The 19,394-nt window shown below is 36.6% G+C and carries 20 protein-coding genes; 10 read left to right on the top strand and 10 right to left on the bottom strand.

The genetic code is table 11. The features are described from left to right. Positions 1–42: 42 nt before the first annotated feature. Positions 43–1,287 carry a multidrug efflux MFS transporter SxtP gene (gene sxtP, locus MKL51_RS11645; RefSeq protein WP_017481783.1) on the bottom strand — a complete coding sequence of 415 codons (1,245 nt, stop codon included), beginning with the start codon at positions 1,285–1,287 and terminating at the stop codon, positions 43–45. Between the two features lie 140 nt (positions 1,288–1,427). On the opposite strand from sxtP, the gene sxtR reads away from it, so the two are divergent. Next, positions 1,428–2,348 carry a multidrug efflux pump transcriptional activator SxtR gene (gene sxtR, locus MKL51_RS11640; protein WP_017481782.1) on the top strand — a complete coding sequence of 307 codons (921 nt, stop codon included), beginning with the start codon at positions 1,428–1,430 and terminating at the stop codon, positions 2,346–2,348. Here sxtR and MKL51_RS11635 read toward each other — a convergent pair. Then, on the bottom strand, positions 2,345–3,232 hold the full coding sequence (locus MKL51_RS11635) for a DMT family transporter (RefSeq protein WP_017481781.1): 888 nt from the start codon (positions 3,230–3,232) through the stop codon (positions 2,345–2,347). The genes sxtR and MKL51_RS11635 overlap by 4 nt on opposite strands. 229 nt (positions 3,233–3,461) lie before the next feature. Between MKL51_RS11635 and MKL51_RS11630 the strand changes: the two genes are divergently transcribed. The 3 genes from MKL51_RS11630 to MKL51_RS11620 all read left to right on the top strand — a co-directional run bounded on the left by MKL51_RS11630 (position 3,462) and on the right by MKL51_RS11620 (position 4,921). Further along, positions 3,462–4,205, top strand: a complete 744-nt coding sequence (locus MKL51_RS11630) for a hypothetical protein (RefSeq protein ID WP_017481780.1) — start codon at positions 3,462–3,464, stop codon at positions 4,203–4,205. 47 nt (positions 4,206–4,252) lie between these two features. After that, the gene (locus MKL51_RS11625) at positions 4,253–4,450 is read left to right on the top strand and encodes a hypothetical protein (protein ID WP_017481779.1); all 198 of its coding nucleotides are present in this window, start codon (positions 4,253–4,255) and stop codon (positions 4,448–4,450) included. Between the two features lie 78 nt (positions 4,451–4,528). After that, the gene (locus MKL51_RS11620; protein WP_017481778.1) at positions 4,529–4,921 is read left to right on the top strand and encodes a hypothetical protein; all 393 of its coding nucleotides are present in this window, start codon (positions 4,529–4,531) and stop codon (positions 4,919–4,921) included. A 46-nt stretch (positions 4,922–4,967) separates the two neighbouring features. Here the strand turns inward: MKL51_RS11620 and MKL51_RS11615 are convergent, their stop codons facing one another. The 3 genes from MKL51_RS11615 to MKL51_RS11605 form a co-directional block, all read right to left on the bottom strand. Continuing rightward, positions 4,968–5,969 carry an aldo/keto reductase gene (locus tag MKL51_RS11615; protein ID WP_017481777.1) on the bottom strand — a complete coding sequence of 334 codons (1,002 nt, stop codon included), beginning with the start codon at positions 5,967–5,969 and terminating at the stop codon, positions 4,968–4,970. 111 nt (positions 5,970–6,080) lie between these two features. After that, on the bottom strand, positions 6,081–6,983 hold the full coding sequence (locus MKL51_RS11610) for a helix-turn-helix domain-containing protein (protein ID WP_002052189.1): 903 nt from the start codon (positions 6,981–6,983) through the stop codon (positions 6,081–6,083). Positions 6,984–7,106: 123 nt separating this feature from the next. Next, positions 7,107–7,907, bottom strand: a complete 801-nt coding sequence (locus MKL51_RS11605; RefSeq protein WP_017481776.1) for a GNAT family N-acetyltransferase — start codon at positions 7,905–7,907, stop codon at positions 7,107–7,109. Between the two features lie 691 nt (positions 7,908–8,598). Between MKL51_RS11605 and MKL51_RS11600 the strand changes: the two genes are divergently transcribed. The 4 genes from MKL51_RS11600 (at position 8,599) to MKL51_RS11585 (ending at position 11,573) form a co-directional block, all read left to right on the top strand. Further along, on the top strand, positions 8,599–9,150 hold the full coding sequence (locus tag MKL51_RS11600; protein ID WP_057089789.1) for a TetR/AcrR family transcriptional regulator: 552 nt from the start codon (positions 8,599–8,601) through the stop codon (positions 9,148–9,150). Between the two features lie 150 nt (positions 9,151–9,300). Beyond that, the gene (locus MKL51_RS11595; RefSeq protein WP_270904321.1) at positions 9,301–10,221 is read left to right on the top strand and encodes a pyridoxal-phosphate dependent enzyme; all 921 of its coding nucleotides are present in this window, start codon (positions 9,301–9,303) and stop codon (positions 10,219–10,221) included. A gap of 69 nt (positions 10,222–10,290) precedes the next feature. After that, entirely contained in the window at positions 10,291–10,647 is a 357-nt protein-coding gene (locus tag MKL51_RS11590) for a hypothetical protein (RefSeq protein WP_057089790.1), read from the top strand. A gap of 44 nt (positions 10,648–10,691) precedes the next feature. Beyond that, positions 10,692–11,573, top strand: a complete 882-nt coding sequence (locus MKL51_RS11585) for a hypothetical protein (protein WP_017481772.1) — start codon at positions 10,692–10,694, stop codon at positions 11,571–11,573. 64 nt (positions 11,574–11,637) lie between these two features. Here the strand turns inward: MKL51_RS11585 and MKL51_RS11580 are convergent, their stop codons facing one another. Together MKL51_RS11580 and MKL51_RS11575 are read right to left on the bottom strand one after the other, a co-directional pair. Continuing rightward, entirely contained in the window at positions 11,638–11,856 is a 219-nt protein-coding gene (locus MKL51_RS11580; protein ID WP_017481771.1) for a DUF6500 family protein, read from the bottom strand. Positions 11,857–11,883: 27 nt separating this feature from the next. Next, positions 11,884–12,219, bottom strand: coding sequence for a winged helix-turn-helix transcriptional regulator (locus tag MKL51_RS11575; protein ID WP_005300806.1), 336 nt, complete (start codon positions 12,217–12,219; stop codon positions 11,884–11,886). A gap of 116 nt (positions 12,220–12,335) precedes the next feature. On the opposite strand from MKL51_RS11575, the gene MKL51_RS11570 reads away from it, so the two are divergent. Further along, positions 12,336–12,893 carry an NAD(P)H-dependent oxidoreductase gene (locus MKL51_RS11570; RefSeq protein ID WP_017481770.1) on the top strand — a complete coding sequence of 186 codons (558 nt, stop codon included), beginning with the start codon at positions 12,336–12,338 and terminating at the stop codon, positions 12,891–12,893. 128 nt (positions 12,894–13,021) lie between these two features. On the opposite strand, the gene MKL51_RS11565 is transcribed toward MKL51_RS11570, so the two are convergent. The 3 genes from MKL51_RS11565 to MKL51_RS11555 form a co-directional block, all read right to left on the bottom strand. Then, positions 13,022–17,287, bottom strand: coding sequence for an AMP-binding protein (locus MKL51_RS11565; RefSeq protein ID WP_032042268.1), 4,266 nt, complete (start codon positions 17,285–17,287; stop codon positions 13,022–13,024). An 86-nt stretch (positions 17,288–17,373) separates the two neighbouring features. After that, positions 17,374–17,910, bottom strand: a complete 537-nt coding sequence (locus MKL51_RS11560; protein WP_017481767.1) for a YbhB/YbcL family Raf kinase inhibitor-like protein — start codon at positions 17,908–17,910, stop codon at positions 17,374–17,376. Between the two features lie 106 nt (positions 17,911–18,016). Then, positions 18,017–18,436 (bottom strand): 4'-phosphopantetheinyl transferase superfamily protein, encoded by a 420-nt coding sequence (locus tag MKL51_RS11555; protein WP_270904320.1) that lies wholly within the window; start codon positions 18,434–18,436, stop codon positions 18,017–18,019. A gap of 20 nt (positions 18,437–18,456) precedes the next feature. Here MKL51_RS11555 and MKL51_RS11550 point away from each other — a divergent pair. Then, on the top strand, positions 18,457–19,394 hold a 938-nt coding region (locus tag MKL51_RS11550; RefSeq protein ID WP_079396101.1), incomplete at its 3' end, for an IS30-like element ISAba125 family transposase.

The raw sequence follows: 19,394 nt of genomic DNA, 5'->3' as shown, positions 1-19,394 counted from the left end.
TTCTCATATGGTTTAGCCTGAAAAAGTTAGGGTTTCAACACATTAATTCGCTTTCGCGTGTTTTGTATAAATGACTAAAAATATCCCAAGTAACGACAGTACAACGGTTAAGCCAACAATCGCATTCCAGCCACCGTGCAGCCAGAACCAACCGCCTGCCGAGCCGACAATACTTGAACCCATATAGTAAAACAGTAAGTACAGCGAACTAGCATGAGCTTTCGCTTGTTTACTTTCAGCTCCAACAGAACTACTCGTAAGTGAGTGGGTAATAAAGAAGCCTGTGGTAATAAATGCGATGCCAATAATAATGCCGAAAAGAGAAGTGAGGAGGGTCATGAGACTACCCACGATCATAAGCGCAAAGCCACTCATCATCATGGTTTTCTTGCCGAAGCGATCGGCTAAGCTACCTGCCAACGATGAAGACACCATACCAAAGCTATACGACAAGAAAATAAGGCTAATTTGTGTCTGACTGAGTGAATAAGGTGCTCCGCTTAAACGGAAAGTGGCATAATTAAACAAGGTGACAAAAACACTAGTCAGCAAGAACCCAATGGCAAACAGGCGTAATAATTTTGTATTGCTTAAATGAGCACGCCACATTTGCATGTGAAAATCTAAATTTAGCCCTTTTTTCTGCACAAAATTACGCGAAGCAGGCAGTAGTTTTAAAAAGGCAATTGAGCAAATAAAACAGATTGCTCCAAGTAAGCCTAAAGCAGTTCGCCACGAAAAATATTCAACCAAAATACCCATGCCGACACGGCCCATCATGCCACCAAAAGCCGTACCTGCAATATATAAACCCATAGTTTTACCTAGGTGCTCAGGTGCAATTTCTTCGGCAATCCAAGCCATCGTCACTGCGGGAACACCACCGAGCAGTAAACCTTCTAAAGCGCGTGCTATAAGCAAGCTGTGCCAGTTATGGGTAAACATTGAGACAATATTAAGAATTGCTGCACACAGCATTGATGTAAAAATTACACCACGACGGCCAAGGGCTTGTGAAAAAGCACTCGATAGCACAATTGAAATCGCTAAAAAGGCAGTCGTTAATGACAGTGCTAAAGAGCTACTCGCAGGGCTAATTTGGAAACTTTGGCTAAATGCGGGCAGGAGTGGCTGTACACAATAAATCAGTGAGAAACTGGCAAAACCTACGAGGAATAAAGCAAATCCTGCGTGTTTATAGGCTTTAGTCCCTTTATGAATCCACTCACGGGAAAGAACAGAAGTTGCCTCAGTACTTAAGGTACTGGGTGTAGATGAAGAACTCATATCATGACCATGACAGAAAGAAAGTGCAGTGCTTTGGGGGCATACTGCATCGAGAAAATTCGATAAATTAAAATTAGCAATTTGAGTGGTATTTTTCTAATATATTTAACAATGGGTCATGATATGTTTTGTATATAGAGATGGAACTAAGACATATACGCTACTTTTTAGCGGTAGCAGAAGAAAAAAACTTTACCAAAGCTGCGCAACGCTTAAACATGAGCCAGCCGCCTTTAAGCATGCAAATACGAGACTTAGAAGAAGAGCTAGGTGCAGATTTATTTATTCGATCACCTCATGGGGTAGAGCTGACCGAAGCGGGGCTTGCCTTTTTAAATGCAATTCAGCCAGTACAGCAGCGTGTAGAAGATGCAGCGAGCTTAGTTAAACAAGTGGCAAATGGCGAAGTGGGTCAACTACGATTAGGTTTTACTGGCACTTCAATGCTGAACCCTCTCATTCCTAAATGTGTTCGCTATTTTCAGCAGCAATACCCGAAAGTGAATTTAAAACTTGAAGAAGCCAACACCTTACTACTCATCGATTTATTGCTTGAAGACCGCTTAGATGTCGCGATTATTCGCTCACCACGCAACATTCCAGATAGTCTCATTCTTCAAGAATTATTAGCAGAACCACTCATTGCGGCTTTACCTTCAGAGTCTTTTCAACTCGATGATGCATCACCAGAAATTGATTTAACGGCGCTACGAGAGCTTGATTTTATTGTCTCGCCACCTTCCATTAGTGCAGGGCTTTTTGATGCGATTAAACAAGCCTGTCATGAGCGTGGTTTTGAACCAAAAATTGGACAAAATGCCCCGCAAATTGTTTCAATTTTATCGTTAGTGTCTGCAAATTTAGGAGTGTCTTTGGTTCCCGAGTCGACCAAACAATTGCAAATACAGGGTGTGGCTTATCGGTCTTTAAAAGCACCTGTACCTACGGTGGGTTTAGGGCTTGCTTATAAGCGACATGCCCCTTCGCAAATGGCAATTAATTTTGCCAGTGTGGTGCAAGTGGCTTGTCACCACGCCAACGAAATAGATGAAATCGACTAGTTTGATTTTGGCGTTCTGTTCATTAAAAAGATACCGGAAATAATAAAAATCGCACCATATAAAAATGATAAAGTTGGCTGTTCGTGAATGAAAACCCAAGCCATAAGCGCTGCAAAAATCGGTTCAGAAAGTTCGGTCACTTGTACCTTTGCCGCACTCATATAAGACAATGCTTTAGTGGTACAGAAAAAGCCGAGTATGGTCGGCAGAACAGCTAAACCAATCAAACCTAAAACAATGTCACTATTAAAATTAATGCTGTGAAAATTAATTAAAAACGGAACGGCAAGATAAATGCTACCAAACAGCAATAAATATTTAGTCAGAAACAGCCCGCCGTTTAATTTGAACTTTTTCACTAAAACCGAAAATAGGCCATAACCCGTACCGGCAATAGAAGCATTGATCAGCATTAAAAGGCTATTTTCACCTTTCCATGAAATGATACTAATCCCCGCGACAGCCAATAATGTTCCAATAAGTGAATGAATGTAGATGCTTTCTTTTAAAATGAATCGACCAAAAAATAGGGCGGAGATGGCAGCCGAAGCCATGAGGACCACCACCACATTGGCTGCTGCACCGTGGTTATAGGCAATGGTTTCGAAAAAGAATAAAGAGAAAATCCCTAAAAAAGCACATATGGCAATTTGAGTAAAAACGCTGAGTTTACTTGGTGTGCTGCTAATAAAGGCAAGCTTTTGGCTGACTGGCACTTTAAATAAAAACACACTTAAAAAGAAAAAGGCGATAATGGTTTTTAAAAAGGCAATGTCTTGTGGGTTTAAACCACTATGCATGAGTAATTTACTAATTACACCAATAGAGGCATTGAGTGCAGCTGCACAAAGCGCAAATAGGCTTCCAATAATTAGATTATTCACTCTTATAATTCTTCCTAAGTTTTACGGATGCAGTCTACAATATTTTTTGGATGAATATTCAACAAAAATAACCAATTAACGCTTAATATTTTCAATGATTTATTTTGAATTGATTTAATAAATTCTTACTCAAGACTAAAGGCATTCTATAGACTTTTGTCTCAAATAATTGTGATTTAGAGCGCTAGCTCATATTATATAATTAGTTAATTATTAAAGAATTTTAAAAATGATTAAATCAATTATTACAGGCTGCGCGGTTCTTACACTTTCAGCTTTGGCGGTCACGCATGCAGAGTTTTCTTATGAACAAGAGCTACAACAAAGCTGTAATAAAGTGAAGCAATACGCGAGTTTAGGTAAGAAATTCTACGACCAAAAACAATATAAAAAAGCGCTCGAAAATTTCCAGAATCAAGCCTCTTGGACTGCATTTTGTAAAGCCAATGCAGACGAAACCACAGTTAAATTTACCGACCGTGATATTGAAGTTGCCAACAATAATGTGGGCTTAGCCTATGCCAAATTGGGTCAGCCACTTTGGGCAAGATCGTGGTTTATGCTCGATGAAAAATCAAAGTCGAGTCAGTTTAATCTTAAGCAATTACCTGCACCTAAAGCATCAAATGACCTATCAGGTGAATATGTCAGATACTCAGGTTTTGGTGAGTGGGATCACATCACGGTAAGTCGTAAGCAGGGCCAATATGCAATCAGCTATGCCGGTTTATATATGGGACTTAGAAGCTTAGTTTATGGCCCAAACATGGGTGAGTTCGACACCAAAATGCCGACTAGTAAAAAGCAAACGGTTTATAAAAATGAAGACTGCCGTATTCAGCTCGATTTTAAATCTAACGCGAAATTAGGAAATTATATTCAGGTCAAACAAAACGAAGGTGAGTCAGGTTGTGGCTTTGGGCATAACGTATATGCAGACGGAACTTATTTAAAAGTTGAGTCTGGAAAATAGTAAATTCCCTACTGTACTTTTCTCAGATTTAAAAAAAGGAAACTTGCATGTTAAGTTCGGCAAATATCGGCCATGGCATTATGATGGGCTTTGTAATGCTCGCTAGTATCTTAATAATTATAATTGCAGTAATTGTTGGGCTATACGGTAAAAAACGTAAAAACAAGTCTGAGACACAGAATATAGCCTTTATCATTCTTTTATGTATTGGTATAGCTGGTTTGCTTTATTCATATATAGGATAGCTGTATAGCCCATACTGCAATAAATTAAAAAATATGAGTAGCGAAAAATCATAAGATTAATTTTTTAGGAACTAAATAATGAAAAATATATTTGTGCCTCTACTACTTCTTTCAACGGTTATTTTTTCTGCTCACATTTATGCAGAGCCAACTAGCACATGCAAAGAAGTGAAATTCCAAAAAGCTGACGAGGCTTGGAGTGGGCACTATTATTTAAATGGCGTGATGGAAGTTGGTTCGGAACTTTTACTTCAACCAAACGGCAAGTTTCAATGGATGCTCGCTGTTGGTGCTTTAGATCAATATGCTGAAGGCACATGGTGGAAAAACGGGGACTGTATTGGCTTAAAACCAGAGGCTAAATTTAAAAAGGATTTAAGTATTTTCCCTGAAAGCCTAACGATTTCAGATAAATCCTTAGATGCGATCTGGGAAGGTGGACGCCAGCAGGGCACATATAGCAAAAATTAAATTAAAAAGTCCGACACAGAGTCGGACTTTTTTTATGGTTTATATTTTAGTGGTTCACCGCAGCAAGTTGCTGAGCGTTATAGCGTGCGCCCATGTTTGGATATCTCGCAATAATCGCTTCAATTTCTGCCAAATCTGCTGCTGTTAAATGAAGGTCTACAGCGCCAGCATTTTCCACAAGTCGCTCGATTTTACGTGTACCCGGAATTGGCATAATGTCGTCACCTTGCGCCAAAATCCAAGCCAAAGCCAGTTGAGCTGCTGTCGCATTTTTGCTTTGGGCAAATTCACTAAATGCTTGCGCTAAGCTTTGGTTATTTTTCCAGTTGTCGCCTTGATAGCGTGGTAACTGGCGACGGAAATCATTTTCGTCTAGGTTGCCCACATCAAGCGTATTGGTTATTAAACCACGTGACAGCGGAGAATACGGCACAAGGCTAATGCCTAACTCACGAATCGTTTGCAAATGGGTTTGCTCAAACTCACGGGTAAGTAGCGAATATTCATGTTGAACTGCTGCAATCGGGTGAATCGGATGTGCTTTTCGAATGGTTTCAGCCGACGCTTCACTAAGTCCTAGGTAACGAACTTTACCTTGTTTGACCAAGTCCGCCATTGCGCCAATGGTATCTTCAACCGGAACATTTGGGTCTATGCGGTGCGCATAATACAAATCAATCACGTCTGTATTTAAGCGTCTTAAACTGTTTTCGACCGCAACTTTAATCCACTCAGGAGAACCGTCGATATAAGACTCTAAAGAGTTTTTCGGGTTAAGGTTGTCTTCTTTATAGCGGAAGCCAAATTTGGTCGCCAAAAATACTTTGTCGCGATGTTTTTCTAAAACTTTTGAGAGTAAAACTTCATTTGCGCCGTTGCCGTACATGTCGGCAGTGTCCCAAAAGTTAATACCGAGGTCTAAGGCCTTTTCTAGAGTGGCAATGCTTTGTGTGTCATCTGAGGCACCATAGGCAAAGCTCATTCCCATGCAACCTAAACCAAGTGCTGATACTTTTTCGCCTGTTTGTCCTAAAGTTCTATATTTCATTTTTCACACTCTTTTTGCAAAATCACTTGAGTAGAAAAACTATAAAATGCTTTGGCTCAAACTGACGTATAACATTCAAACCAATAATTATAAAATTCAAACAATCTGTTTTTAGGCTACGCAGTCTTCACGGAACTTTTTAGGTGAAAAGCCCGTATTTTTCTTAAAGAAATTGGTGAAATATGCTGAATATTCAAAGCCTAAGCTATACGCAATTTCGGAAATATTCCAACTGGTGTGCTGTAGCAGCGCTTTGGCTTCTTGCGTAATGCGCGAGCTAATATGTTCAGAGGTGGTTTTGCCTGTGGCTTCTTTTACAGCTCGGTTTAAATGGTTTACATGCACTGACAAACCATAGGCATAGTCATTTGCAGTTTTGAGTTTAAGCTGAAAATGGGGCGAGTCGATGGGGAACTGGCGCTCTAATAATTCAAAGAATAAATGGCAAATCCGAACCGCAGCATTGCTATGTTTTTCAAACTGTTGGGTCGGTTGCATTTTCATGGCTTCATGCACAATTAGGTGCAAATAATTTCTTAAAACGTTGTATTTATGAATATAGTCTGAATTTATTTCAGTCATCATCTTTTTGAAAATAAATGAAATTTCTTCAACTTGTTGATCATTTAAAAAATACAGCGGGTCGCCGTCGACTTTAAACAGCGGTGAGTCTTTTAAAAAACTTTGTCTTGATTCTTGGTTTACAAACTCTTCGGTAAATAGACAAAACCAGCCTGCCTGTTCAGGCGAATTAATTTCCCATGCATAAGGAACCATCGGGTTTGAAAACAGTAAAGCAGGGCGGTCGACTCGTATCCAGCGGTTGGCGTAGTGAAGTTCACCTGTGCCTAAAACCAGTGAAATTTTATAATAATCGCGGCGGCTATAAGGTGTGAGGAACGAGCAGGCATCGCGTTGGAACACGTTAAAATGACCAAACGAAGTGGATGGAACCGAGTAATCGCTATCTCTGGTTAAAGAAAAGCGGCGATAAAAATCATGTATGGTTTCCATGTTTTTGCCTGCGTGCGTTATCAATTTATTTAAAGTTATAAAATTCAAACTTTATTTACTGTAGCTTTTATTTATAGAGTGTTCAATCAGTACATTTAAGCAGTTTTGAAAATGAATGATTTTTTATAAATACTCTGGGTAAGCAATGTAAGAAGACTCTACACATTCGAAGCCCATTTGCCGATAAAGACTAACCGCTGGGATGTTATCAACGTCAACAATTAAGTGGGCAATCCGACCAGTTGCAACAATCCGATTAACTGCAAATTTTAAGATGCGTTCGGCAAAACCTTTTCGACGATAAGCAGGGAAGGTGTATGTGCCACCAATAGAAATGAGCCGATCGGTTTCTATGCCTAAACGCACAATAGAAACGATTTGTTGATCTGCTTCAAGCACAATAATTTTTTGTTGTTGAATTAGAGATACCCAGTCAGGTGTTTCATTTACGGATCGCTCTTTATTGTATAGATGTTGATATTCATCAAGACGGGCAATATCCGAAAGTTCAGCCAAGCGGCCTTGAGCTTCAGAAAATTGGCCTGAGCAAACCATGATCCATTGATCATATTCTCGTAAAATGCGTCCTTTTTGTTTTATCTCGACATGTAATAAGTCTCGCCCGATTGCGGTCGTTACAATCCGACGCGGTTGAAGCTGTAAAATTGAGGTACAGAGCAATGAACCAGATGATGCCTCTGACGGAACCCAGAAACAGGTGCCACCAGCAACGATGACCGCGACTCCTAGCAGTTGCTCGGCGTTTTTTGAGTTATACAACTGCAAGAGTTGCCACTCTGCATTGGTAGCTTGTGTTTGAGCAAGAAAGGCCATCGCCCCAATAGAATAATTGGACCGTTCATCAAGCCATTGAAAGATAAGTTGGTATTCTTCTGAACTGGTGGGAGGTCCCTTTATTATCATTATTAATTACCTATTTAAATCATGAACTCAATCATAATTCACTATCCTATATTTTTATTATCATGACATCGTTAAATTTAAATTGAAGGTCTTTTTAGCTTAAATATCTAATTGAATAAACAACAATAATTATTTAACCAATTTCTATTCAACCTTACATTGACACTCAAAAACTCGCGGATTATCCTTTGCCTGCTGGTCACATTGCCAGTGGGTTTTAGCAGACCCTTTTACACAAGAGTACTAAAAGCTTGCTTTTCAGTACTGGATCCTTACGTCCCCCTTTTTTCTATGGTAGGACGGAGGGGGACGCGCTTGCGCGTGCTGGGTCCTTGTGTACCAGTCTGCTAACCCCCTTCGTTCTGCCACCATTATTTAGCAGTAATCGTGGTAGTTCTTCTTTAATACACAAGGAGTTCGCCATTATGCGTACTATTTCATCTCTCTCATTGGCAACCTTTGCCAAAATCTTTGACTCTATACCCAACTGGTCTTTAAAACGGTTTAACCGACTCTAGGTTTTAAGCCATAGGTCATTACGACTAAAAAATCATAGCAACAATAAAACCCGAGATAGGCGAGCACACCATTTTTGTGCGGCTTTCGCATGCCTGTTTTTAGCGCTCAATTTAAGAGTGACGGCATTTTTATCTCTTTTATTTACAACAAGAAATTATTTTAAACGGTATACATGAAAAATTTAGAAGTTTCATTTCGAGCGACGCGAGCGCTATACACAGCAGCAGAGTTATTTAAACAACATGGCTTTAACAAGGTCGGGGTGGACCGAATTGTTAGCGAGGCCAAAATGACTAAAGCCACTTTTTATAACTATTTTCACTCCAAAGAAAGACTGATTGAAATGTGTTTATTGGTTCAAAAAGAGCAGTTAAAAGAAAAAGTACGGGCAGTAAGCGAAGCTCGCCAATATCCAGATTTGGTTCATCAGCTCAGGCAAATTTACCTTTTACATGCTGACCTAAAAGGTGCCTATTACCTGTTGTTTAAAGCGATTTTTGAAATTAAAAAGCTTTATCCAAATGCCTATCAAACTGCACTCAGATATAGGCGCTGGCTTAAAAATGAAATTTTTTGGGTACTGAGGGAATCTAAAAAAAGAGCCACATATGAAGAGTCTGATATTTTTGTATTTATGATTGATGGCGCGATTTTTGGACTTTTAGGTTCAGATCAAGCAAAGGACAGAGATACATTGCTTGAGTATTTTTTAAGGCGGGTTTGATGGAGGGAAGGCCCGACGGGAGTTGGGCTTTTAGTAGCTAAAAGAAATTTTTTATATTAAAGATTGCGAAACTCGTTTTTGCTTAAGAGTGGAATAAATGATAAAACACAAAGGATATTAATCCCTATTTTTCAATAAAATTTATTAAATATGAACCCAAAAACTCCTTGTATTAAATCAAATAAATTAAGTGAACTAAATAATTGTAATATATGGCTAAAAATGGAATCTTCACAGCCAACAGGTTCTTTTAAGCAAAGAAGTATTGGTAATGCTTGTCAGCAATATGCAAAAAGAGGTGCAAAAAAATTTATTAGTTCTTCTGGGGGGAATGCTGGGATTTCAGCTGCTTACATGGGAAATAAATTAAGTATTCCTGTAACTGTTGTTGTTCCTGAAACAACTTCATCGCAGGCCATAAACCTCATGCAACAAGAAAATGCAGAGGTTATTGTTCATGGGAAATCTTGGGTTGAAGCCAATGATCTTGCTCTAACTTATGTAAATTCAGGAGCTATATACATTCATCCTTTTGATGATCAATATTTATGGGATGGAGTTGCTCATATTATTGATGAAGTAATTTCAGATGGGGTAAGACCAGATGCTGTCATTTTATCTGTTGGTGGTGGAAGTTTACTCTCAGGAGTTAGCCAAGGTTTAATAAAAAATTTACTTAATATTCCTATCTATGCTGTAGAAACAGAGGGAACAGCTTCTCTAAATACTTCTATCAAGACTGGTCAGCATGCGAAGTTAAATGAAGTAACTGGAATTGCTACAACACTCGCTGCTAAACAAGTATGCGAAAATGCTTTTAAAGTTTCGCAGGTTGAACAGGTTATTAGTTTGACTGTTTCAGATAAAGAAGCTCTAGCAGCTTGTTTTAATTTTTTAGATGATCATAGAACATTAGTTGAGCCAGCTTGTGGTGCGACTTTATCAGCCTTATACAATAAAAAATTATCCTTTTCTCCAACTGATAATATTTTAGTTATCGTGTGTGGAGGGGAAACGGTCACTTTGGAACAGCTGTTCAAATATTCGAAAGATTTAGCATTAGAAATATGAAATTTCTAATATATTTTAGAATAGATGCAAAATATTTTTAGTCTTATTCCCCGATAAGTAAAGGTTCTAATGAAGCATAAATTAATATTTATTTTCTCCATTATTCTCATAATTACAGGTTGCGGTAAAAAATATAAGATTACTCCAGAGGATTTGCCTGTCGCTCATATTAATCAAGAATACCAACAAATTATTAAGATCTCTGGTGGAAAAGTTATTGATAAATATGCTGAATTAGAAACAAATATTCCAGAAGACCTAGGTGTGACAGTTAAACCTGTTAATGATTTAGATGGCTACAATGTTATACAAATCAAAGGCACTCCTAAGCACAAAGGAGAATATAGAATCCATATAAGAGCTGATTTCTATGCAGGTGGTGGTGCTGAAATTGACAAGACATATAGCTTTATTGTCCAAGATTAAAAATTATCGCAGAGTCGGGAAATAGCAAAGTAGAGAATTTAGTAATGACGGTAAAATTTAGACAATATTTCTTAATTTTTATTTTTGGATTACTACTTTCCGCTTGTCAGCCAACTGCAAAGCATAATGAGAATTTGAGTCTGAATCAGCAAGCCTACACTTTGCATATGGGTGAACAAGGTATTCAAGATTTTTCAAAATATAGTGATGGAAATGTCGATAATCATCCAGCTGGCGTTAGCTTTAGAGAACTTCAATTTTCTCCTCCTAACTTAGGAAAATTAACTATAGAGAATGGTTCTAACACTTTATCGATTGAGCATGTTTTCTCTGTATTAGGAACTCAATATGATAAAAATGAAGGGATCCAAGTTTTAGATATTGATGCTGGCCTCACAAAAGAAGAATTTGCTACCCCAGAGCAGGTTTATCAAAGCTATGTAGCTTTAATGAAACGTATTAATCAGGCTGGTTGGAAAAACTATTTCTTCACAGATGCTCCGCGTATCGCTAAAGAAGATAATATTAAGCATCTATCGAAAAGTCGTGATGTCATTGACCCGAGTTATATTTTTAGCTTTGAGGAGTGGAAAAATATAATAAACAACAGCCCGACAAAATCATTGGGTTATAGGTTGTACGCTAATGGGGTTATTTTAGATATAAGTTTAAAAAGAACAGCTAAAAATGAGCGGAATGAAGAACAATATATGCTTAGATTTAGCTTTCAGAGTGTTCGTTACAATGAAAGAGACTCAATTCCTGACTCTGATAAAATGACACCTAGTGAATTCGAGCAAGCATTTAAAAAGAGACTAATTGAAAATAAAAAATATCGGGAAAAGGAAGAAAGAAAAGCTAAGGCTGAGGGTTATCATATAGATGAAGAATATATAGATCCTGATGTTTGGCCATATGTTAAGTAAATCTTTTTAAAATAATAAAAAGGCTTAAACTACTTAAATTTAAGCCTTTTAAATAATACTATTTTTAGCTTCCACACAAAACCAATTGTTTAATCTTCACAGCTTTCTCAAAGTGATCTAGCTTATGCTCCATAATCCACCAATGCGCTGCTTCCATCAGTAACTCAGGGTTATCATTCTTATTTTTAAAAAAAGCATAAAAAGATAGACCGACATTGTCTCCCTTCTTTTCAATTTTATCGTCGCATCCCTTAATAAAAGTTTCTCTTAATTCATTTCTCATATTTAGTATCACTTCAAGTCTATAAAACTAAGACGGCTTATTTTGCTCGCCCCATTGGCACATCATATCTAACAAAGGAATTAAAGATTGCCCTTTTTCTGAAAGTCGATACTCAACCTTTGGCGGAATTTGAGGATATTCCTTGCGAGTAATCAGTCCATCTCTTTCCAATTCTTTAAGCGTATTGCTGAGTGTTCTAAACGAAATATTGCCAATACAACGTTGCATCTCATTAAAACGCATGACATTTTTTTCATACAGCCAATACATAATAATCATTTTATATTTGCCATTAATCAAAGAAAGAGTATAGCCAAAACCCGTATCTTCTAATGGTGTATATGAAGGAATGCACTCAGTCATTTTTAAAATCTACACTATCTTTTAGTATAGTATATAACATAAATTACCGTACTTATATTTAGGAAAGCACACTTCTATAATCGATTTATCAACTTTCCGATAAGAGTGTTTTCATAATGAAAAAGACATTAGTCATTGTTACCCATCCTCACATAGACCAATCTGTTGTAAATAAAAGATGGGTAGAAGAACTAGAAAAACACCCAGACCAATTTACAGTTCATCAAATTTATCAAGCCTACCCAGACGGGGTGATTAATGTTGCCAAAGAACAAGCACTAGTCGAAGAACATGAAAATTTAGTATTTCAATTTCCAGTGTATTGGTTTAACTGTCCACCGCTATTGAAACAATGGATTGATGAAGTTGTGACGTATGGTTGGGGGTATGGTTCAACAGGCGATAAGCTTAAAAATAAAAAGTTTATGTTGGCTTTATCTGCGGGTGTGCAAGAAAAAGTTTATTCAGAGTCTGGTGAATACAAGCTTTCTTTAGAGCAGATTTTGACTCCATTTAAGCTAACGGCTTTATATGTTGGGGCGGACTATCAACCACTTCATGCATTTTATGGTTTAGACACCAACCCTTCTGAAGATGACGATGTTCCGACTCAACAAGATATAGAAGATAATGTGATCGAGTATGTTCAGAAGTTATTCGCGTTGTCTCAGTAGGTTTAAAAAGAGGGAGGCCTGAATGTGGGGTTGGTAATAAGATTATGTAATACTTATTCTTAATAAAAGGAGATCTGAAAACTCAGGATCTCCTTTTTGTCATAGAAATAACTTTTCAGAAAATTAATCTAAATTGTATTTTGTTTATAAGCAATTTCTATCAATTCAGATTCCTCTTCTTCATTGAGCTTTCTTTGAATTAATTCAATAATTTCATTCAAATCTTGAGCTGCTATAACTTCTGAAACTGAAAGAGACAAGTTGTAATTAAATGAAGAAAACTCAGTTTCAAGCGCACTAATAAATCTAACAGTACCAAGCGAGGCCAAGCCATTATCATTTAAACCAAGATCTCTGCTAACTTCCAAGCCAGCTATATTAGTAGCCGTTTTTAATACGATATTAGCAATATCTAAGGCAGGTTGTTCCTTTAGTTTTTGTTTTCTGGCTATTCCCAAAAGTTTCGAATAAATGTTATGAAGTAAGCTATCAAATGGTTGAACTAACTTTGCAAAGAGAACAACTAAACCTACAAGATAGAAGTACTCATACCATTCTACAGGAACCGGTTCTGGGCTAAACCAATAGAAACTCTTACGATGTTCCCACCAGTTCCACCAATGTCCATGACGTGTAATCGCATAGTACCATTGCCCCACCATTTGATGAAATAGAAAACAAGCATAAGCTGTAGGAGCAAGAAATTGAGATAAAGGGCGTGCTCTTAAAATTCTAGCTGTTAAACCTTTTCCTGTACTAATTGCAAAAATCCATAGGAGAGTTAGAGGTGCAAATGAACGACTATAAATTTCGTCCCAAATTCGATTCGTAATTCCTGGATCAGAATAACTATTTGCCTCTTCAGGTCTCATGAAATAAAAGTCTACAGGAACTTTTGTAATTTCAGGGGTTAAATGAAAATAACCCTGCGAAACATGAGCAGCCGCAACACAAAGAATAATTATAGTAATACTATCTGCAATATAACCCCAAATTTGAGAACGTTTTTGTTCAGTTGGTCTAATTGCATCATATAAAAAAGCGGCTCCGATCCCTAATAAGAAATATATCATCCAGAAAGGCGCGAACAAGTAAAACCCTAGTCCAACAGCATTATCTTTACCAGCTTCTAGTATTTGAGATGCGGAAGGCGTTGTCTTAATTCCCGTAATAGTGTCAAAAGGTCCATATCCCACAAAATCAATAGCATACCCATACCAGAAACCCCATAGGATAATCATATTGATAATTAGTCCAACACCTATGTAAAGTAATATTTTATTTATATTACCTCTATTCTTGTAGAGTGCATTATAGGCCAGTGGAAAAACAACTAGGCACTGGAAATACATGGAGATAAACCATAAATAGAATCCTATAAACCAGCTTGCTCCCCAGAGTGGTGTTGCTTGAAGTCCAGTTAAATAAATTATTAATGATGAAATTACATTACCAGTCCATGAACTTTCTATTAATGGTGTACCTTGACAATATGGAGCCGTGCTATGTAAAGATGCCCAAGAAAAATTAGAAATGAAAGTTGAAGGTTCACAACTAACGAAGAGATTCGCCATTGCAAATATAATTGCCAATACATATAAAGGATACATTACAGCAATTTTTGATTTCACAAACGCGAATTTCTTTTGGATTAAACTAGGCATTAATATAGCTAAGGAAAAACCAGCTAATATAAAGAAACTGTTAACATGCCATTGGAATTGACGTAAATTATTAAAAGCATCCCATGAATTATTAGACCCAAAATGCATGAACATAACATAACATGCGAGAATGAATCTAAATCCTGCTATTGAGTCCCAATCTACCTTAGGTTTATCCGGTGAAATATTTTTAGTTAATATTTCTTTATTTGTATTTAAGCTGGAATTGGCTGGGGATTGGGTTGTAGTAATCTGAAGTGCTTGTGCCATGGAGTTGCGTTTGTATTTCTTGCTATTGGTCATTGGCAAATCTGTTTTGTTTGCGGTAGTCCATATAGAAGGAATTTTATGAATAGCAACTCCCTGTTCAATTAAAAATTTTCTTAATTGACCTGCCCACGTTTTTAAATTTTCCTTATCAAATTTGGGGTCGGAAGAAACAATTACGCAGCCAACTTCTTCTCCATAAATCTCAGAAGGAACGGGGAAGCAGATTGCAAGATCAATACCCGCGTAACCGATTAATTTATCTTCTATTTCACTTGGAGAGATTTGTTCTCCACCTCGTTTAATTAATTCTTTGGAACGACCCTTTAATGTCAAGTTACCGAGATTATCTATTTGTCCCAAATCTCCCGTTAAAAACCAAACCTGTTCTTTAATTGCATTTGGTAACTTCATTAAAAATCTAGAATTTTGATTAGCTTCTGAATTATCCTTGTATCCTGAAAAAACTGTATCTCCTGAAATAGCAATTTCACCAGTAACTCCGTATGGTTGTGGGAGTAGAGTTTCTGAATTAACAATTATTAAAGAAGCGATTAGTGGTACACCAACAGAACCTTCTTGAATATCCCAACTCATTTCGGTTTGGATAGGCTGCGAAATTGGCATTAATTCTGACATGCTATATGTAGGTAGGACAGGACAGTCATAAGTGCGCATTAGTGCAATTCGATCTTCTTCCCTAAGAGCTGCAGCGCCTGAACGTATTAGCCTTAAATTATGTTCAGTCCATATTCCATCTTCATTCAAATACTTTTCATTATTTTGCTTAAGATATTGTAAGGTAGCAACATGAATGGTGGGTACGCTAGAATACCATGTAGGTTGAGGGCTTGATTCTTTTAAAGCTTCAACCATTAATTGTGGATTGTATAGACCGTCACATGTAATTGCAGCACCAACTGATAAACTAGCTAGAATTGAAGCTGATATTCCTCCGATATGATCTAATGGCATCACGCTATAAGTAATATCAAACTCATTAATTCCAATACTATTCGCTAAGATCGTGCTATTTAGAACTAAATCCTTTTGTTTTAGAGGAACAATTTTTGGAGTAGAGGTAGTTCCAGAAGTTCGTAATAATAAACAGTCATTTTCCGCAGATGACAATAAAGGAGGTAAAGATTCAAAATCTTTTAATGAGTTTTTAAATCTAAATAGGCCAGGAGCCTCATTACCTAGTATTTGAACATAGTGGAGTTGTTTACTAAGTTCAGCACAATATTTCTCACAAGCAGTAATCACACTTTTGGCATTTACATTTTCAAAAATTACAATGTGATCTACTTGGAGTTGTTTTAAGGCTTCTAGTGTCTCGTTTTCTGTCATCGTTACAGAAAGAGGGACTGCACATGCCTGAGCTGCTATTGTAAGAAAAGTAACAGCACTTTCAGCACTACCACCTGGAGGGGCTACATAAGCTATAATTTCGTTGTCTTTAACCCCTATTCTTCGAAGATCACCTTCACCCTTTGGGCTAAGAAATGCTAGCATCTGACCATATGTAGTACATAAACTTTGATCATTATTACGTGCATGCCTAAATAATGGCGCAGTAGATGTCCTTTTAGATAGTAAATCTACAATAGTATGTGGCTGATCTTTAGTACTAATATATACTTGAGTTGCTTGGTACTCATCGAAAACTTCTAAAGAGCTAAAGGTGCAAGATGGTCTCAGCATACTGTTCGAACTGTTTTTTGGTACTTTATTTTCAAGCGACTCTTTTATACTTTTTTTAATATGATCCGGTACATTACTATTAATTTCATGTCCACCATCTAAATATATTACTTGACTTATAATGCTGCTATTTTCTAGAACAAAATTTTCAGAATAACTTTTTTGAACATCATGTTTTCCGATTAAATAAATAATACTTTGTGTTTTAAAATCATCTTTTCTTTTCGATAGACCTGCTAATCTACGAAGCTCTGAGATTGAGAGAGTAGAACCAACACATGCATAAATTAAATTTTTAAAAGGAAGTTGTGTAGAAATATCAAAAGACAACTCTCTTCCTAAATGACTTTTTACTGCTTCGAGCAAAATGGGATCATTCGGTAGATTGTTGATTAAATCAATAATATAACCGCCTTGACTAAAACCATAACCTATATCAAATGGGCCATATTTTTCAATAACTACTAAAACTTTTATAATAGCTTCACAAATATTTTTTAAAAGAATTTCGCTATTAACTTCATGCCATTGAGCTTTAGGTGGTAACCAAGAATACCATTCTTCATTAATAATATTTGTTAATTCGGATAAACTAACTTCTGGTGTATCCACAGAAATAACACCATTAATATAGGTTATACTATAATTTTCATTAACAATTCCTAAATTTTGAAGTTGAAGCTCCGTAACTAATTTATTACTCCCCATTCCATGAAGAGCTAAAACTTTTTGTTGCACCGGTATTTCTTTATCAAACATTGTAGTTTCCGTTTTTAAAGAGATTTTTATAAAAACAAAAAATTTATAGTTTCATGGGGAAGAAAATCCCCATAAAACTATTATTCTTACTTTTGATAAAGAGCAACGATAGTGCTAGATGCCAAAGAGTGAGCTTTTACCATATAGCCTGTTAATGCTGCTGAAGCATTAGGTGGTAAATCTAGTTTTTCCGAAAGTGCATAAACAGTAAATTGATAGTGATGGATACCATGACCTTTAGGTGGGCAAGCACCACCAAAACCTGTTTGGCCATAATCATTTTTAATTTCAATTACATCTTTATTATTAAAATGTCCTGTACCAGAAGAAACAGAAGTGACTTCTAAAGGGATATTTACTGCCTGCCAGTGCCACCAGCCACTACCTGAAGGAGCATCTGGATCATAAGCCATAATTGCGTAGGCCTTAGTACCACTTGGTGCTCCACTCCATGATAATTGAGGAGATTTATTGCCTCCTTCACAACCAAAACCTTGAAACTCTTGGTCCTTTTTCATAAATTTATTAGCTGTAATATCACTACTTTTGAGTTGAAATTCTGCAGCCGATAAATGTGTGCATGTAATTAAAGGTAAAAGAAAAGCTAGAGCAATTTTATTCATGAGAATCTTGACTCAAAAAAAGGTAAAAAATTCTAATATTTATTGTTATTTAATTTTATCTACAATAAATCACTTTTTAGCTTAAATTAATCAAAATCGCTATTTGTTAGTTAATTAGACAAGTTATAACGTGTTTTTTATAAATTTTTGCTTTAACAAGGACTTCTCTTCTAAATGTACTATACTCTTTTTCTAAGCGGAATTTCATTATGATTGTATTGCCTCTAGTGTATGCCTTGTATAATTTAAAATTATTAAAATCGATCTTATTCTGTAAATAGTAAAAGAATGCCTTGAATATAGTTTCTTTTGCAGAAAATATACATGTTGCTGCTAAAAGATAATCAATCCCTGAGTTTTTAATTATTTTTAACTCTTGATAAGTATAAATTTTATCGTGTAATGCGAAAAAATCTAATTTACTAATGATAGGTTCTATATCAATCCCTAAGAAATTTACATTTTTTGATTGAGTAGCTATACATATTGCAAGGCAGAGTAAAACTTGAAGTGCGACATAAACCACCTAATTAATTTAAAGGGTTTATGGAGTATATAAAATTGTCATACCATCATCTTAACTTTGAAGATCGTACTGCATTAATGCTTGAGTCAAGAAAAGAAGGCTTTTCAGCCAGAAAATTTGCTGAACTCATTAAAAGACATCCTAGTACGATCTATCGTGAGCTTAAAAGAAATAGCATCAATGACGTTTATCAAGCTCGATATGCTTCTGATAACACCTTCGCTAGACGTAGACGTGGTCACAGAAAACTCAAAATCGATTCAATCCTCTGGAAATTTATTGTTGAAGCGATCCGTTGTTTATGGTCTCCTCAGCAAATAGCAAAGCGTTTAAAGACATTTCCTGATTTGGATCAAACAATGAATGTAAGCCATACAACGATTTATTCAACGATACGAGCATTACCCAAGGGTGAGTTGAAAAAAGACTTATTATCCTGTCTGCGTCATGAAAATAAAAAGCGAAAAGCTAACGGTGAACCTAAAAAAGATTCTATATTACAGGATATTAAAACTATTCATGAGCGCCCAGCCGAAGTTCAAGAAAGAAAAATACCGGGTCATTGGGAAGCTGATTTAATTAAAGGTAAAGACAATAAAAGTTCGATAGCAACACTTATTGAACGAAATACACGGCTCTGTATCTTGGCAACATTACCTGATGCAAAGGCAGAATCAGTGCGCAAGGCTTTAACTGAAGCTCTGAAATATTTACCTGCAGAACTGCGTAAAACGTTGACCTATGACCGTGGACGCGAGATGTCAGAACATAAAATACTCGAAGAAGATTTAGGCATAGATGTATATTTCTGTGACCCACATTCACCTTGGCAAAAAGGCACATGCGAAAATATGAATGGTTTAATTAGGCAATATTTACCTAAAGGGATTGATTTAAATCAGGCAGATCAGCATTATTTAAATCAAGTTGCCATGTCACTGAATACTCGTCCTAGAAA

The sequence above is a fragment of the Acinetobacter sp. AOR18_HL genome, from assembly GCF_027855145.1.
In the GTDB taxonomy this organism is placed as follows: Bacteria; Pseudomonadota; Gammaproteobacteria; order Pseudomonadales; family Moraxellaceae; genus Acinetobacter; species Acinetobacter pittii.
This window is presented reverse-complemented; position numbering and strand designations above follow the sequence as displayed.